General features: G+C 54.5%; 12 protein-coding genes and 1 pseudogene. 9 read left to right on the top strand and 4 right to left on the bottom strand.

What is annotated here, in order from left to right; genetic code table 11:
• Positions 1 to 987: an MBL fold metallo-hydrolase gene (locus ENTMO_RS0112480; protein WP_010431269.1), complete on the bottom strand. Its 987-nt coding sequence runs from the start codon at positions 985 to 987 to the stop codon at positions 1 to 3.
• Positions 988 to 1,238: 251 nt separating this feature from the next.
• Here ENTMO_RS0112480 and ENTMO_RS0112475 point away from each other — a divergent pair, with 251 nt between their 5' ends.
• The 3 genes from ENTMO_RS0112475 to ENTMO_RS0112465 all read left to right on the top strand — a co-directional run bounded on the left by ENTMO_RS0112475 (position 1,239) and on the right by ENTMO_RS0112465 (position 5,153).
• Complete coding sequence (locus ENTMO_RS0112475) at positions 1,239 to 2,246, top strand: LacI family DNA-binding transcriptional regulator (RefSeq protein ID WP_010431268.1); 1,008 nt, start codon at positions 1,239 to 1,241, stop codon at positions 2,244 to 2,246.
• Positions 2,247 to 2,344: 98 nt separating this feature from the next.
• Positions 2,345 to 3,733, top strand: coding sequence for a glycoside-pentoside-hexuronide (GPH):cation symporter (locus tag ENTMO_RS0112470; RefSeq protein ID WP_010431267.1), 1,389 nt, complete (start codon positions 2,345 to 2,347; stop codon positions 3,731 to 3,733).
• Between the two features lie 43 nt (positions 3,734 to 3,776).
• Positions 3,777 to 5,153, top strand: coding sequence for a NosD domain-containing protein (locus ENTMO_RS0112465; RefSeq protein WP_010431265.1), 1,377 nt, complete (start codon positions 3,777 to 3,779; stop codon positions 5,151 to 5,153).
• A 97-nt stretch (positions 5,154 to 5,250) separates the two neighbouring features.
• On the opposite strand, the gene ENTMO_RS0112460 is transcribed toward ENTMO_RS0112465, so the two are convergent.
• Both ENTMO_RS0112460 and ENTMO_RS0112455 read right to left on the bottom strand, forming a co-directional pair.
• Positions 5,251 to 5,997: a 5'-nucleotidase, lipoprotein e(P4) family gene (locus ENTMO_RS0112460; protein WP_029485081.1), complete on the bottom strand. Its 747-nt coding sequence runs from the start codon at positions 5,995 to 5,997 to the stop codon at positions 5,251 to 5,253.
• Between the two features lie 77 nt (positions 5,998 to 6,074).
• On the bottom strand, positions 6,075 to 6,602 hold the full coding sequence (locus ENTMO_RS0112455) for a GNAT family N-acetyltransferase (protein WP_010431256.1): 528 nt from the start codon (positions 6,600 to 6,602) through the stop codon (positions 6,075 to 6,077).
• A gap of 131 nt (positions 6,603 to 6,733) precedes the next feature.
• Between ENTMO_RS0112455 and treZ the strand changes: the two genes are divergently transcribed.
• The 3 genes and pseudogenes from treZ to glgX all read left to right on the top strand — a co-directional run bounded on the left by treZ (position 6,734) and on the right by glgX (position 13,077).
• Positions 6,734 to 8,521: a malto-oligosyltrehalose trehalohydrolase gene (treZ, locus tag ENTMO_RS0112450; protein WP_010431253.1), complete on the top strand. Its 1,788-nt coding sequence runs from the start codon at positions 6,734 to 6,736 to the stop codon at positions 8,519 to 8,521.
• On the top strand, positions 8,518 to 10,986 hold the full coding sequence (gene treY / locus ENTMO_RS0112445; RefSeq protein ID WP_010431250.1) for a malto-oligosyltrehalose synthase: 2,469 nt from the start codon (positions 8,518 to 8,520) through the stop codon (positions 10,984 to 10,986). The genes treZ and treY overlap by 4 nt, the downstream gene beginning before the upstream one ends.
• A 15-nt stretch (positions 10,987 to 11,001) precedes the next feature.
• Positions 11,002 to 13,077 (top strand): annotated as a pseudogene (gene glgX / locus ENTMO_RS24110) (glycogen debranching protein GlgX).
• A gap of 1 nt (position 13,078) precedes the next feature.
• Here the strand turns inward: glgX and ENTMO_RS0112435 are convergent.
• Positions 13,079 to 13,624 (bottom strand): winged helix DNA-binding protein, encoded by a 546-nt coding sequence (locus tag ENTMO_RS0112435; RefSeq protein WP_010431247.1) that lies wholly within the window; start codon positions 13,622 to 13,624, stop codon positions 13,079 to 13,081.
• Between the two features lie 201 nt (positions 13,625 to 13,825).
• Between ENTMO_RS0112435 and ENTMO_RS0112430 the strand changes: the two genes are divergently transcribed.
• Genes ENTMO_RS0112430 through ENTMO_RS0112420 form a run of 3 tightly spaced genes read left to right on the top strand, consistent with a single transcriptional unit; the run spans position 13,826 to position 16,536 of the window.
• A complete protein-coding gene (locus ENTMO_RS0112430) occupies positions 13,826 to 14,548 on the top strand; it encodes a DUF969 domain-containing protein (protein WP_010431244.1) in 723 nt (240 codons plus the stop codon).
• Positions 14,545 to 15,531, top strand: a complete 987-nt coding sequence (locus ENTMO_RS0112425; protein ID WP_010431240.1) for a DUF979 domain-containing protein — start codon at positions 14,545 to 14,547, stop codon at positions 15,529 to 15,531. Before ENTMO_RS0112430 ends, ENTMO_RS0112425 begins: the two co-directional genes overlap by 4 nt.
• Before the next feature lie 9 nt (positions 15,532 to 15,540).
• Positions 15,541 to 16,536 (top strand): DUF2891 domain-containing protein, encoded by a 996-nt coding sequence (locus ENTMO_RS0112420; protein ID WP_010431237.1) that lies wholly within the window; start codon positions 15,541 to 15,543, stop codon positions 16,534 to 16,536.
• Positions 16,537 to 16,546 lie beyond the last annotated feature (10 nt).

Here is a 16,546-nt window from a genome sequence, read left to right as displayed (position 1 = left end):
TTATTTCGCGCCGCTGGCGTCCCGGTTGGTATAGGTTACCGGTACCCAGGCATAGCCGCCGTTTTCGCCTTTGGTCACATAGCCGATACCCGGGAAAGGCAGATGGGGTGCGGCCACAAGATCTTTATTTTTCACAAAGTCCGCAAACGCGTGTTGGCGCACGCCTGCCGCTTTGTCCTGATCTTCATCGTAAGTGATGGTCACGTCAGGCTGCGGGAACTGGACCGCCGCGGCGTGAATAATGTCGCCCACAAAGGTGATCTTCTCGCCTTTGCTTTCCAGGGTATAAAACGCCGAACCCGGCGTATGGCCTGGATGAACCGTGCCGGTAATACCCGGCAGAAGTTCAGAGGTGCCGCTAAACGGCACGACCTTGCCGGCGTCCAGATAGGGCTTTAAGGTCTTCTGCGCGACGGTAAAGTAGTTCTTGCCGTAGCCGGTTTTTTTCTGGTTGTCGTCGTTAAAGAAAAAGTCGATGTCCGGTTTGCCCACGAAAACGCGCGCGTTGCTGAACACCGCCTTGCCGTCTTTCACCAGGCCGCCAGAATGGTCGGAGTGGGCGTGAGTCAGCAGGACTTCAGTAATATCCTGCGGCTTAATTCCCTGCGTGGCGAGGCTCTCAATCAGACGTCCGCCGTTGCCGGGGCCGAAGAGCTGGCCTGAGCCGGTATCCACCAGAATTTTATGTCCGGGCATCGCAATCAGGAAGGCGTTGATGGATACCTCAGCCGGGTTGGTCTGGAAATTTTTCGCCAGCAGCGCATCAATGTTTTGCGGTGTTGTCCGGCGCAGCAGTTTGTGCAGATCCTGCGCGACGCTCCCGTCGGTAAACGAGGTGACAAGCACATCGCCGACCTGAACGCTGTATCCGCCTGCCGGTTGTTTGACGACGTGCTGAGGTGTCTGTGCCGACGCCTGCAGCGCAGGGTAGAAAAGCAATGAACTGGAAATCAGCGTGGACAGAGCAAGTTTTTTCACGGTAAGCATACAAGTCTCCTTTGAAAGCGCTCATCTTACTTCTCCGTAAAATTATAAGAACCTGCCTAATAATGATAGGACCTATAAACGGGATGGATAGGTCCAGCGGACAAAGGCGGCTAACGTTTCGCAACGCTTATGGAAAAATGAGAGCGTGAACCGGAATTCATGTAACGAAACAACATGTGAACTGGCTTACATTTTAGACCTTTATCACACTTTATAGTGACGTCACTGTTTAGAGGGTGCGTTTCAACACTATGGCTTCCATTAAAGATGTCGCAAAAAAAGCTGGCGTATCAACAGCTACCGTCTCGCGGGTGCTGAACAATCATCCCAGCGTGGTGCCCGAAACGCGTCGGGCGGTACATGATGCGATGGATTACCTGTGTTATGTACCCCATAAAAGCGCGATTCAACTGAGCGGTAAATGCTCAGGCCTGAGTGCCGTCGTGCTGCCGAATCTGGTCAACCCACATTTCTGCGAACTGCTGGCAACGTTTGAGGAAGAGGCGCGATACATTGGCAAAACGGTGATCGTTAAAACGCACCAGAACCAGCCGCAGCAGGATAAACAGATCGTTCATACCCTGATCGGGATGGGAATTGACAGCCTGCTGTGGGTTCCGACGGAAGCGGAAGCTGAGCTTGCACAGTGGCTTACCGCAACACACATTCCGGTGGCCGTGGTGACGCAGGTTTCCCGTTTTTTTAACTCGGTGTCAATCGATCAGAGCAAAGGCGCGGAAAAGATTGCGGAACATTTTATCCAGACCGGACATACCGCATTAGGTTTTATTGCTCAGGAGGGCGTAGACAATCGAAAAGTATCCGCCTGGAGTAAAAAAATCGCCAGTCACGGAATAGCACTTAATCCACTGAACCAGTTCTGGATAGCAAAAGGTGAGGGTGAAAAAATATCGGGCCATATCAGTATTCTTGACGACATTATAGAAAAGCTAGCCAGTCGAAAAACGGTATGCACGGGCCTGATGATCTATAACGACGTCGCTGCCAGCTATATTATTGACGGACTGAATGCTAAGGGTTTATGCATTCCACAGGACATTGCCATCGTCAGTTTCGATAATACGATGCTGGCGCAGACCAGGAAAATGACCAGCATCGCACAGCCGATAAGTGAAATTGCGCATCTGGCATTCCAGATGGTTAATAATAATAAACAGGAAAGCATCGAAATGGTCGAAATCGACTCTCGCCTGATTATCCGTGAGAGCAGCATCAGCCTTAATATCACTACGCTTTAAGTATTTATTAATCAAATGCAACTGAAGTTGGGTAATATTTCCCTGGCTTCACAGGGTAAACCTTGCTTTGTATTCATTATCACTGTTTAAGGATATATATGACGGCCGCAGATAAACACAGCGCTTATGAAAAATTGAGTCTGAAAGAAAAAATCGGCTACGGTATGGGCGATGCTGGGTCATGTATGATCTGGAGCGTGCTGGCGCTATATTTGACCTGGTTTTATACCGACGTGTACGGCCTTGATGCCGGTATTGTTGGGACTCTTTTTCTGGTCATCCGTATTTTCGACGCCTTCAGCGACCCCGTCATGGGCGCAATTTGCGATCGTACCCGAACCCGCTGGGGTAAGTTCCGGCCGTGGCTGCTGTGGATGGCCGTACCGTTTGGTCTGGGCGCAGTGTTGATGTTCACAACGCCAGACCTGAGCATGAACGGGAAAATTATTTATGCATGGGTTACCTATCTGGTTATGTCTTTAATTTATACAGCAATTAATATCCCGTACTGTTCGGTTGCTGGCGTTATTACGCTTAATCAGAAAGAGCGTCTGGGCTGTCTCTCATGGCGTTTCTTCCTGAATGGTCTCGCCACGCTGATTGTGTCCTCCTCCATTTTGCCGTTAACCGACTGGCTGGGAGACGGTAATCGGGCATCTGGCTTTCAATTGACCATGATGATTATGGGGGGAGCCGCCACATTAATGTTCTTGTTCTGCTTCTCCAGTATAAAAGAGCGCGTGGTCTCGATTAAAACCAATGACTCCTTAAGAAAGGATCTTAACGACATTATTAAAAATGACCAATGGCTGCTGATGATCACCATTACCTTCCTGAACGTTTTTCCAGCATTCATTCGGGGGGCGGTAACCATCTATTATGCTACCTATGTGATGCAAGCCTCCGTCGGGTTTATCACCTTCTTTATGGCTCTCGGCGTGGCCTGCAATATGCTGGGCAGCGTCATTGCTAAACCGCTGACCGATCGTTTTGATAAAGTTAAGCTCTTTCGCATCATTAATATTATTCTCGGCATACTTTCCTTTGCCCTGTGGTTTGTCGACCCACATTCACTGACGCTGCTGCTGACGCTGTTTATCGTCATTAATATTCTGCACCTGATTCAGTCCGGGCCGATTTTGTGGGCAATGATGTCCGATGTTGACGATTACGGTGACTGGAAGTTTGGTAAACGGCTGACGGGTATTTCTTTTGCCGGAAATCTCTTCATGCTGAAAATGGGTCTGGCTGTCGCCGGTGCTATTGTCGCGTGGATACTGTCCTGGACGGGTTATGTTGCGAATCAGGCGCAGCAAAATCCGCAGACCCTCCAGGGAATTATTATGATGTTTTCGCTATTGCCGATGGTGAGCTATTTCTTTAGCGCGTGGATAGTGCGCTATTTCAAACTCAACCAAACGTTCCTTGAGAAAATTAAAGTCGATCTCGCTAAACGTGAATTAGAAGCTAACTCTACTTACGCGTAGTTATAAGCCTGCTTAATATTAATAGACCAGAAGGATTTTATACATGTCGAGTAATAATTTTTACGATGTCACTGAGTGGACCACGGGTAATCCGTATAATGACATTGGTGAAGTGATTAATAGCATTATCGCAGATATTAAGAGCCGGCAAACAAACGCCGATGTGAATGAAGGGGGGAAACCCGGTGCGGTGATTTATATCCCACCCGGCGATTATCATCTTTTGACGCAGGTTGTCATTGATATAAGTTATTTAAAAATCATGGGTTCCGGGCATGGTTTTACCTCTTCCAGTATCCGCTTTAATACGCCAGTAAGCGACTGGCCAAACTGGCATGAATTATGGCCGGGCGGCAGCCGTATTCTGGTGGATATGTCACCTCAAGAGGGAGGCGAAGAATCAGCCGGAGCCGCATTCTATGTCGCACGCAGCGGTGACCCGCGAATAAGCTCGGTCGAATTTGCTGACTTCTGCATTGATGGTTTGCACTTTGATGACGACGGTTCTGGAAGCAATGACCCGGAGAACAGCTACCTTAACGGTAAGACCGGCATTTACATTGCCAGCGCGCAAGACTCCTTTCGCATCAGCGGCATGGGGCTGGTCTACCTTGAGCACGGCGTGACGATTTACAATGCCGATGCCCTGGCTATCCATAACAACTTCATCGCGGAATGTGGTAACTGCATTGAGCTACGTGGATCCGGTCAGGCTTCAAAAATCACCGATAATATGATTGGCGCAGGCTACAGAGGTTACTCTGTTTACGCTGAAGACTTCGGCGGCCTTTTAATTACCGCCAACAATATATTCCCGCGCGGAAAAAGCAGCGTGCATTTCTCCGGGGTGGTTCGCTCCTCAATAAGCAGTAACCGATTCCATTCCTTTTACCCAGGCATGCTGGTCATTGAAGAAGGCAGCGCTGAAAACCTGGTATCGTCAAACCATTTCTTCCGCGAGCGTGAACCCTGGGGGCCGATGCAGGGCTACAATAACGGGTTAGATGATTTATATGGCCTGCTGTATATCAGTGGTGATAATAATTCCGTCATTGCCAACCATATTTCCGAGACTATTGATACGCAATATATAACCCCGCCCGATGCTACTCCGGTCATTATTCGGGTGGTGTCCGGTAAAGGAAATTATATTTCTGATAATCATATTGTTGCCACAACCGAAACCACTGTTGAAGCGGCAGCGGCAGATGCCAGCGCGTGTTTCGCTACGCAGGTGAATGCGTTACTGGCGACTGAGGGTCTTGAAGCGCTGACAGTAACAACCGTCCAGATTGAAGCGGCATCGGTACAAAATACTGTGCTGGATTCAGGCACTGACGCTCAGGTAGTGATGGATAAAACCGCGAATGCCTTCAGAGCGACACCCACGCCTATGTGCAAGATATTGATGAATATTTAGCATCCCAGAGGATGTGAGTATCGCCCGGCGGCGCTACGCTTGCACGGGCCTACATTCTGGACGTAGGCCGGGTAAGCGCAGCGCCACCCGGCAAAATTCATGGTTTCCAGCTGTCCAGCGTGGCTTTCGACCAGGATCCATAAGCGGCATTAGGTAGCACAATCCAGTCGTTACCGAAGTGTTCCGCGCTGGCTTCAACCAGCTCACGCTGCTGCTCACTCGGCTTTTTGTTTTTAAACTGCACGGCGAAATCCGGCAGGCTGTCGCCAAACAGCATCACGATCTGCTGCTTTTTGAGGATGCTCTGGCGACGCTCTTCCTTGCTGACCGTATCCAGAAGCACGCTTTCATCGGATACCTGTGGAAGCCCCAGGGCTTTTAACGTCCTGAGCGTATCGGCTTTATTTTCCTGCATGCGGTCCGAGACATAATAGATACGGACATTGCTTTGATTCACATGGTCAAGAAACGCCTTCGCGCCAGGAATTAAGCCGGGTTTTCCCTGTTTCTCCCAGTCGCTCCAGGTGTCCCATTTTGTATAGTCGTGACACTGCTCCGTGTCGCGTACCAGCAGAGGGGTGTTATCCAGTACTGTTTCATCCAGATCCATTACCACGGCGTAATTTTCAGGCGTTTTAAGGTCTTTTACCTTTTCGTTGAAACGCTCGGTGGCAAACCGATACGTCTGCAGCTGAAGAGCCATAATCTCTGCCGATTTCTGCTGATAGCGCAGCGCCATTTCGTACGCTTTGGGTTCACACAGGTCGCGCTCAGCGGCCGTCGCCGCTGCCGTTGCACTCAAAACAGGTAATGCCAGCAGTAATGCCTTAGCCATTGAATTCACACTTCTTTCCTCAATACCTTGGTTAAAATCCCGAAAGCGTAATGAAATCTAATGACAGAAATATGAAGGCTGCGTTGCTAGACCAGCATGTAATACCAGAACAGGGCGACTTCGTCTTTTTCCGGTAAGGCGTTGTAGAGAAAACGATCGTATCCGCCCAGGGTAAACCCGTAGTGACGGTAAAACAGACAGGCAGAGACGTTCACATTTTGTGTTTCAAGCCGTAATCCCGGCGCGTTTACGCTGCGGGCCCAGACGTGGGCGGCGGCCATCAATTTTTGCGCAGCGCCGGTTCTGCGTTTTGTGCGCTCAACGGCGATATAATCCACTGAGATAAACTTATTCCAGCCGATTGATGCAGTAATAAATCCGGCTATTTCACCGTCATCCGTTTCGGCGATAAGAAATATGGCGTCCGGGTTAACGCAGTGGTTCTCAAGGGTTTGGATGTCGAGCTCGTAGGTTTTAATCCAGGGCTCGGTGACGGCTTCAATATGCAAATCACAGTGGATAAAGGGCTCTCGCGCAATATGGCTAATGGTGAAAGAAAAGTCACAGCATTCAAGACTTACGAGGTCAGTATTTAATCCTTTTCGAATCTGCATAGTATTCCCTGTGGTGAGTTATTTCATAAAGAATAGACGAAGCGGTTAAATCCGCTGAGCTAACACACTTTTCATCCTGAACTAAGCTTGTACTTCGTTTCGCGTAAAATGCGGTCATTCGAGGACAAGGAATGGAATTCAGAACATGTCAAAGGCACTGGGGTGCTGAGTATATTTCCGATGACGTTGTCCGCTTTCGCGTCTGGGCTGAAGGACAAAAAAATCTCACGCTACGGCTTAATGATAACGACATTCCGATGGTTGCCAGGGGCAATGGCTGGTTCCAGGCTGACGTTCCAGGCATCAGGCATGGTGCAGAGTATCAGTTTGTTTTACAGGACGGCATGACCGTTCCTGACCCTGCATCACGCGCTCAGAAAGGGGACGTCAACGGACCGTCGGTTGTTATCGATCATCGCCGGTTTGCGCACGTTAACCGTGACTGGAAGGGGCGTCAGTGGGAAGAGACGGTCATTTACGAACTGCACATGGGGACCTTTACCCCGGAGGGAACCTTCCGGGCTGCTATCGACAAGCTGCCGTATCTGGCAGAGCTCGGAATTACCCAGCTTGAAGTGATGCCCGTCTCTCAGTTTGGCGGATCCCGCGGGTGGGGCTATGACGGCGTGCTGCTTTACGCTCCGCACGCCGCCTACGGTACGCCGGAGGATTTTCACGCGTTTATCGACGCCGCGCACGGGCTGGGGCTTTCGGTGGTTCTGGATATTGTGCTCAACCACTTCGGCCCGGAAGGGAATTATCTGCCCTTGCTGTCGCCCGCGTTTTTCGATGCGGATCGGATGACGCCGTGGGGCAACGGCATCGCTTACGAGCGCGAGCCGGTGAGGCAGTACATCACCGATGCACCGCTTTACTGGCTGACGGAATATCGTCTGGATGGCCTACGGTTTGATGCCATCGACCAGATCAAAGACACCTCGGATATGCATATTCTTGAGGAGATAGCCGAAAAGATCCGAGAAGCGATCCCGCACCGTCACGTTCACCTGACTACGGAAGACAGCCGCAACGTGATTTTCCTGCATCCGCGAGATGAACAGGGAAATACGCCACTGTTCACCGCCGAGTGGAATGATGACTTCCACAATGCCGCCCACGTGTTTGCCACCGGCGAGACGCACGCCTACTACCAGGATTTTGCCTTTGAGCCGGAGAAAAAGTTCGCTCGGGCGCTGGCGGAAGGCTTTGTCTACCAGGGCGAGGTTTCTCTACAAACCGGTCAATCGCGCGGCGTGGAGTGCCACACCCAGCCGCCACCGTTCTTCGTCGATTTTATTCAAAACCACGATCAGACCGGGAATCGCGCCCAGGGGGAGCGGCTCATCACGCTGGCGGGCGCGGAGAAGACTCGCGTGCTGCTGGCAACGCTGCTTCTTTCACCCCATATCCCGCTGCTGTTTATGGGCGAGGAGTTCGGTGAAACCCATCCGTTTCTGTTCTTCACCGATTTCCATGGCGAGCTGGCAAAAGCCGTGCGGGAAGGGCGTGCGAAGGAGTTTACTGGCCATGCCGGGCACGATGAAACCGTCCCCGATCCTAACGATCTGAACACGTTTGTTCGCTCAACGCTCGACTGGGATAAGCTGTCACAGGAGGAGGGAAAATCATGGCTGCGCTTTACCCGAAGCCTGCTTACGCTGCGACATCGTCATATCGTCCCGCTGCTGCGCCAGGGCGGAACCGTTGAGGGCAAGATCCTGCACACGGCGCACGGCAGGGTCGCGGTGAGCTGGCAGTTCCCGCAGGGGACGCTGTCGCTGGCGCTGAATATTGGCAAAAAACCTGCCCCAATGCCCGAACTGGCCGGAGAAACCCTCTTTAGCTGGCCGGAGACGGGAGACGTTTTGCCGCCAAACAGTATTGTTGTTCGCTTTGCTGATGGAGAAGCCGCGTTATGATCCCTTCCGCCACGTACCGCATACAGTTTCGCAATGGCATGACGTTTGACCGGGTGGTTGACCTGATCCCGTATTTCCGCGATCTCGGCATTAGCCATCTCTATGCGTCACCTGTTTTTACCGCGACAACGGACTCCACCCACGGCTATGACGTCACCGATCCCAACGAAATTGACCCCGCGATAGGCGGGCGAGACGGTTTTAACCGCATGGCCGCGGCGCTCAGGCAGGCTGGCATGGGGCTGATACTGGATATTGTCCCTAACCATATGTCGACCTCGCTGGAAAACCGCTGGTGGCGAGACGTGATTGAGCACGGCAAACAGAGCCGCTACGCGCGTTATTTCGATATCGACTGGTCGCGACCGCTGACGCTGCCGTTTCTTGGCGATACCTTTGAAGCCGAACTGGAGAAGGGTGCCATTAGGCTTCATCGTGACAGTGTCACGAATAAGGCCGCACTGGTCTATTACGACACGGCCTATCCGCTTAACCCGGGTACCTGGGACGAGAACAAAAGCATCGCCGAACTGCACGAGGCACAGAGCTGGCGGCTGATGTCATGGCGCGAAGCGCCGAAGCAGCTTTCGTGGCGACGCTTCTTTGAGATAACCGGGCTGGTCGGCGTTCGGGTTGAAGACGAACAGGTTTTTCACGATACGCACCGCCTGATCCTCGAGCTGGTTCACGACGGGACCGTTGACGGCCTGCGCATTGACCATATTGACGGGCTTGCGGATCCGCTGGGGTATCTGCAGCGCCTGCGCCAGGCCACCGGGCCAGACTGTTACATCACGGTGGAAAAAATCCTCGCGAAAGGAGAACAACTCCCGGCCGAGTGGCCCGTGTCCGGCACGACGGGGTATGAGTTCATCGCGTCGCTGGCGGAGGTGTTGGTGGATGACACTAGCATGGAGCGTCTGGAGAAAGTCCATAACGAGACGCTGGGCGTTACGGTCGATCGGCAAAACGCGCTGCGGGATGCCAAAGGGCTGATGACCGACCGCAACTTCGAAGGGGAATTCACCACACTCCTCAACCTCGCCCGCGATTTGGCTCAGCACAATGGGGTTGAGATACAGACGGATGATATACACCATGCGTTACGCGAACTGCTTATCGCCTTTCCTGTTTACCGCACCTACGGGACCGCGGAGGGGTTAACGCCTTCTGACGTTACGCTGTTGAGCCGCGTTGTCGCCAGTGTGAACGCTTCAGAACCCGCGCTAAGCCTGATTGTGCGGATTCTGACAGGCGATCTGCCGGAGCGTGACCGCGATGCGGCCACCCTGTTCAGGACCCGTTTCCAGCAGTTGACCGGGCCGCTGATGGCGAAGTCCGTGGAAGACACGCTGTTCTTCCGCCACAACCTGGAGCTTGCGCTTAATGAAGTGGGGGCCGACCCGACGCCGCGCGCCTTCTCGCTGTCGCGTTTCCATCAGGAGATGCGCATCCGGCTTGCCCGTCAACCCGACGCGCTGCTGGGCACCTCGACGCACGACACCAAGCGCGGGGAGGATGCCCGGGCGCGCCTGTACACGCTGACCGAAGCGCCCGAGCAGTGGGGCGAAAATCTGGCCCGCTGGCGGCAGATGAACCAGACGCACGTGCGTTTCCTTAACGACGGCACCGCGCCGAACGCCGCTGATACCTGGATGATTTATCAGGCGCTGGCTGGCGTCTGGCCTGCCACGCTCTCACCTGACGACCGGGACGGGCTGCAAACCCTTGAAACGCGTTTCCTCGGTTTTGTTGAAAAAGCGCTGCGCGAGGCCAAGCAGCGAACCGACTGGATCGACAGTAACGAGAGCTACGAAAACGTGGTGATGGACTATGTTCGTCATCTGCTGTCGCCCGACAACACGCTGTTCCTGCATGATTTCAGTGAAACCTTACAGCCGTTTGTTCGCGCAGGCCTGATGAATAGCCTGAGTCAGACGGTGATTAAACTTACCGCGCCCGGCGTACCGGACATCTATCAGGGCAGCGAAGCGCTCAACTTTAGCCTGGTTGACCCGGATAACCGACGCGAACCGGACTTCGCCGCGCTGGTGCAAAACCTCAGTACGGCGAACCTCAGGGTATTTAACGACGAACAGTGCTGGCGGGACGGGCGCGTGAAGCAGTATGTCACTGCCACGCTGCTGCGGCTGCGTCCGCACTACCCGGCGCTGTTCCGCTACGGCGACTGGCTGCCGCTTAAAGTGACCGGTGAACGCGAGGAGCATCTGATTGTGTATGCGCGCGTGAAGGACGACGAGGCGCTGATTGTTGCTGTGCCGCGCCTGGTTTTCACTGTCACCGGGAACGAAAAACTGTGGGTCAATACCTCGGTAGCCATACCCGAAGAGCTGGTCGGGAAGCGCTATCGCGATGTGTTCAGCGGTGAAAGCCGCGTTCTGCAAGAGACGCTGGATCTAACGTCAGAAAAGGGATGTGTATTGGTTCTGCTTACCTGCGAATAATCGTGGAGAACGAAAATGGCAAAGGATAACAGGTTTGAAATTCGGGCCGGTCACGGCCAGCAGTTGGGCGCAAACTACGACGGAAAAGGCGTGAACTTTGCGCTCTTCTCCGCGCACGCAGAGCGGGTGGAGCTCTGTCTGTTTGACCCGTCCGGGAAAACGGAAATTGCCCGGCTGGAGCTCCCGGAATATACCCATGAAGTCTGGCACGGCTACGTGCCCGATCTTAAGCCCGGCGCGCTGTACGGCTAGCGCGTCTATGGTCCTTATGACCCGGGAAACGGCCACCGCTTCAACCCGCATAAGCTGCTTATCGACCCGTACGCGCGTGAACTGGTGGGCGATATCGACTGGAACGACGCCCATTTTGGCTATGAGCTTGGGCATGACGAACTGGATCTCAGTTTTGATACCCGCGACAGCGCGCCGTTCACGCCCAAATGCAAAGTTATCGATCCGGACGCCTTCGACTGGCAGGACAACAACCGGCCGGAGGTGCCCTGGCCGCATACCGTTGTCTACGAGAGCCACGTGAAAGGCTTTACCCAGATGAACCCAGCCATTCCGCCCGAACTGCGCGGGACGTTTGAGGGGATGGGACACAAAGCCTCGGTCGATTACATCAAGAGTCTTGGCATCACCTCGGTTGAGCTGCTCCCGGTTCACTGGTTCCCGGACGACCAGCATCTGCTTGACCGCGGGCTGAAAAACTTCTGGGGATATAACACGCTGGGCTTTTTCGCTCCGGCGTCGCGCTACTACGGCCCGGCGGGGATCCAGGGTTTCCGCGACATGGTACGCGCGTATCATGATGCGGGCATCGAGGTCATTCTGGACGTGGTGTATAACCACACGGCAGAAGGCAACGAGCTTGGGCCAACGCTCTCGTTTAAGGGCATTGATAACTACAGCTATTACCGCACGCTGCCGGACCAGCACCGGTATTACATTAACGACACCGGGACGGGAAACACTGTCAACACCTCGCACCCGCGCGTGTTACAGATGGTGATGGATTCCCTGCGCTACTGGGCGGAATCGATGCATATTGACGGTTTTCGCTTTGACTTAGGGACCATCCTTGGCCGCGAGCCGGAAGGGTTTGATCCACGTGGCGGTTTTTTTGACGCGGTCACCCAGGATCCGGTGCTCTCTAAGCTTAAGCTTATCGGCGAACCCTGGGATATCGGTCCCGGCGGCTATCAGGTCGGCGGTTTCCCGCCGGGCTGGGGCGAGTGGAACGACAAATACCGCGACACCGTCCGCGAATACTGGAAGGGCGATAACGTCTCAACCGATTTTGCCGCGCGTCTGCTGGGCTCCGGCGATCTCTACGATCTGCGCGGTCGCCGTCCGTGGGCCAGCGTTAACTTCATCACCGCTCACGACGGCTTTACCCTGAACGATCTGGTGTCGTACAACGAGAAGCACAACGCCGACAACGGAGAAGATAATAACGACGGGCATAACGATAATCGCTCGTACAACTATGGCGAAGAGGGGCCGACGGAGAACCCGGATATTATTGTCACGCGCGAGCGGCAGAAGCGTAATTTCCTGACCACGCTGCTGTTCTCCCACGGCACGCCGATGCTGCTGGCGGGCGACGAGTTTGGCCGCACGCAGAAGGGCAATAACAACGGCTACTGCCAGGACAGCGAGATCTCGTGGATAGACTGGAAAGGGCTATCCGAAAACGACGAAGCGCTGCGCGACTTTACCCGCCGTCTTATTGCCCTGCGCGCTTCACAGCCGTTACTGCGCCGAGAAAGCTGGCGCGACGGGCTGGAGATCCGCTGGTTTAATGCCGGAGGCGGGCCGCAGCAGGAGGAACAGTGGGATGAGGGCTCGACGCTCGGGGTCTCCATCAGCAGGCCGGATCTCAAGCAGGAGGACGGCATCTGGCACGATGTGCTTATGTTGTTTAACCCGTTTGAAGGCCCGGTTCCGTTCCAGATCCCGCAGTTTGGGGAAGGTGGATGGGTGCTTGAACTGTCTACGGCTGAAGATACTGCCACCGGAACGGTTATCACCCAGGACGTAGATTACGAACTGGCCGGACGCAGTATCTCGCTTTTCAGACGTCCTTAACTCACAGCGATGCCGCCGCCCGCGCGGCGGTATCATACAGAGAGGAGATCGTGCGCAGCAGCTGCGCGGTTTCCCCGATAGACGTTCCTGAAATACCGCTTTCTCCATGAATGTTAATCAGGCAGGCTTCCCGCACGTCGCGGTACTTCATGCATAAGGCTTTGCCTTCCTCCGTGGTTGAGAAAAAGAGCTCCTTGCCCGCTTTCTCACTCGTCACATAGCCCGCTTTCACCAGTTTCTTTAGCGCATAGGTCACCACGTGCGTGTCCTCCACGTTCAGGACAAAGCAGATATCGGCCAATTTTTTCTTGCGGTTGCGATGATTCACATGATGCAACAGCGACACGTCAAACGCCCCCATATCCGGCTCACCGGCAGCCGTCATGCAGCGCACCATCCATTTGTTAAACGCGTTGCTGGTCATGATCAGCGCGTATTCCAGCTCCGATAGCTCCGCACAGCGTTCCGACACCAGGTGGCGAGAGGAGACGATGCGGCCATCCGTAATATCGTCGTGGTTTGAGGCAACACTCTTTTTTGAGGTCATAACGTTCCTTAGCCAGAAATGTAAACTCATCGATAAAATAAGAACATTTTATTGATAAATTGTTTACATGTTTTTGAGGTTCAGATATAGCTTTTTAGCGCAGGTTTTGCGAAGCCTGCCAACAAAACACAACATCGCTCGCCGCAAATTAAAAAAATAGCCGTCGGCGCGCAACGCTCACTTTGGATAGGGTAAACGTTTATGGACGGTACTACGCTGTTGCCGCTGATCGGGATACCGATCGTGGTTATTGGTTTTGCACTGCGCTTCAACCCGCTGCTGGTGGTCGTGGTGGCGGGGCTGGCGACGGGTCTGCTGGTCGGGATGGATTTCGGGATGCTGCTGGAGACCTTCGGTGAAAAGTTCGTGAATAGCCGATCGCTGGCCACCTTCATCCTGATCCTGCCGGTGATTGGTCTGCTGGAATACTACGGGCTAAAAGAGCGCGCCCAGGCCTGGGTGGCGAAGATCGCCAGCGCCACCTCGGCGCGTATTCTGATGCTCTACTTTGTGGCGCGTGAAGGGACCGCGGCGCTGGGTCTGATGTCTCTTGGCGGCCATGCCCAGACGGTGCGTCCGCTGCTGGCCCCGATGGCCGAAGGGGCGGCGCTGAACGAATATGGCGAACTGCCGCAGCATATCCGCGACAAAATCAAAGCCCATGCCGCCGCGTGCGACAATATCGCGGTCTTTTTTGGCGAAGATATCTTTATCGCCTTCGGTGCGGTTCTGCTGATTGACGCCTTCCTGAAAGAGAACGGGATCCAGGGGATCGAACCGCTGCATATCGGCCTGTGGGCTATTCCCACCGCCATTGCGGCATTAATTATTCATATGACGCGCCTGCTGCGCCTGGATGCCAGCATTCGTCGCGACGTCATGGCCTGGCGTGCAGAGCAGGGTAAACAGGAGGTGGCGCAATGATGACGCTTATCACCATTAACCGCGTGTACTACCTCATCGGCTTTGTCGTGATGCTGCTGGTCGTGATGACCCTGCGCGATCGCGCCAATCCGAAGCGTTTTACCACTGCGCTGTTCTGGTTTTTATTCGGCGGGATCTTCCTGTTTGGCGATCTGATGGTACAGGAGCTGGGGAAATCGCTGGCGTACCGGATCATTGGCGGCGGCGTCATCGCTATCGCGCTGCTGGCGGGCTTTGGTCTGGTCGGGAAAGGGCACTATAAAATGGCCTCCGACGAGGAGCGCATTGCCTCATCGAACCGGCTCAAAAACTGGCTGTTCCTGCCCGCGCTGATGATCCCGGTGGTGACGGTTACCGGGACGCTGTTCCTGAAGGGCGTGTCGATTGGTGGCGTTTATCTTCTCGACCAGAAACAGCTTACCCTGGCGGCGCTGTGCGTGGCCTGCGTCGCGGCGATCCTCACCGGATGGTGGCTAACGAAGGGTACCCCGCTGCACGCTATCCGCCAGTCTCGTCGTCTTGTCGACACCATCGGCTGGGCGGTGATCCTGCCGCAGATGCTGGCGATGCTCGGCGGCGTGTTCGTGGCGGCCAATACCGGCGATTCGGTGCAGAAGGTGGTCAGTCTGTTCGTGAACCCGGATAGCCGCTTCATGCTGGTGGTGATTTACTGCGTGGGTATGGCGTTGTTTACCATGATCATGGGTAACGCCTTTGCCGCTTTCCCGGTATTAAGTGCCGGTATCGCCTTACCGTTCCTGATTAACGTGCATCACGGCAACCCGGCACCGCTGCTGGCGATTGGCATGTACGCGGGCTACTGCGGCACGCTGATGACGCCGATGGCCGCGAACTTCAATATCGTTCCCGCCGCGCTGCTGGAACTCAAAGACAAATATCAGGTGATCAAGATCCAGATCCCGACCGCGTTAACCCTGCTGGTGGTGAACGTGTTCTTAATGTATTTCCTCGTGTTTCGCTAAGGAGCTGATATGGAATTAACGCAACATCAGGCAGACGCGTTTGCCCGCATGCCTTTGACCTATTTGCGCCAGGAATACCCGAACCACATCATGCACCTGCTGAATGATGATGGCGATGTTCTGCCGCCTCGCGAGCTGCACCCCATATTCTACGGCTGTTTTGACTGGCACTCGGCGGTGCATGGCTACTGGCTGCTGCTGCGCTGCGTGCGCCTCTATCCTGAGCTACCGTGTCGGAATGACATCATCGCGCTTATCGACGAGCATCTGACCGACGAGAACGTGGCGAAAGAGCTGGCCTATTTCACCGCGCCGTTCCGCGCGTCGTTCGAACGTCCGTATGGCTACGGCTGGCTGCTGGCACTGGCTCAGGAGCTGAAGCAGTCGTCGCTGCCGCAGGCCGCAGTCTGGTACCAGACGCTTGAGCCGTTAACCCTGGATATTCGTAACCGGCTGGTGGATTATCTCAGCAAGCTTACCTATCCGATCCGCGTCGGAACGCACTACAACACGGCGTTTGCCCTCGCGCTGGGGCTGGATTACGCCCGTGCCGTGCAGGATAGCGGGCTGGAGCAGTCAATTCTGACGGCGGCTGAGCGGTTTTATCTCGCGGATACGCGCTATCCTGCGCACTACGAACCGGGCGGCGATGAGTATATTTCCGGCGCGCTGACCGAGGCGCTGCTGATGAGCAAGGTAACGGATAACTTCCCGGCATGGTTCGATAAATTCCTCCCTGACGTAGAGACTATTGTGGCATTGATGAACCCGGCGGAGGTGAGCGACCGTACCGACCCGAAAATTGCCCATCTGGACGGGTTAAACCTCAGCCGCGCCTGGTGTATGAAGCACATCGCAAAGGCGCTGCCGGAGAACCATCCGGGACAGCAGGCGCTGCGTGATGCCGTGGCGAAACACCTGACGGCAAGCGTCGAGCACGTGGTGGGCAGCCACTACAGCGGCGGGCACTGGCTGGCGAGCTTTGCGCTGCTGGCGCTGGAGTAAATAAACGCGT

It is taken from the genome of Enterobacter mori LMG 25706, assembly GCF_000211415.1.
GTDB lineage: Bacteria > Pseudomonadota > Gammaproteobacteria > Enterobacterales > Enterobacteriaceae > Enterobacter > Enterobacter mori.
This window is presented reverse-complemented; position numbering and strand designations above follow the sequence as displayed.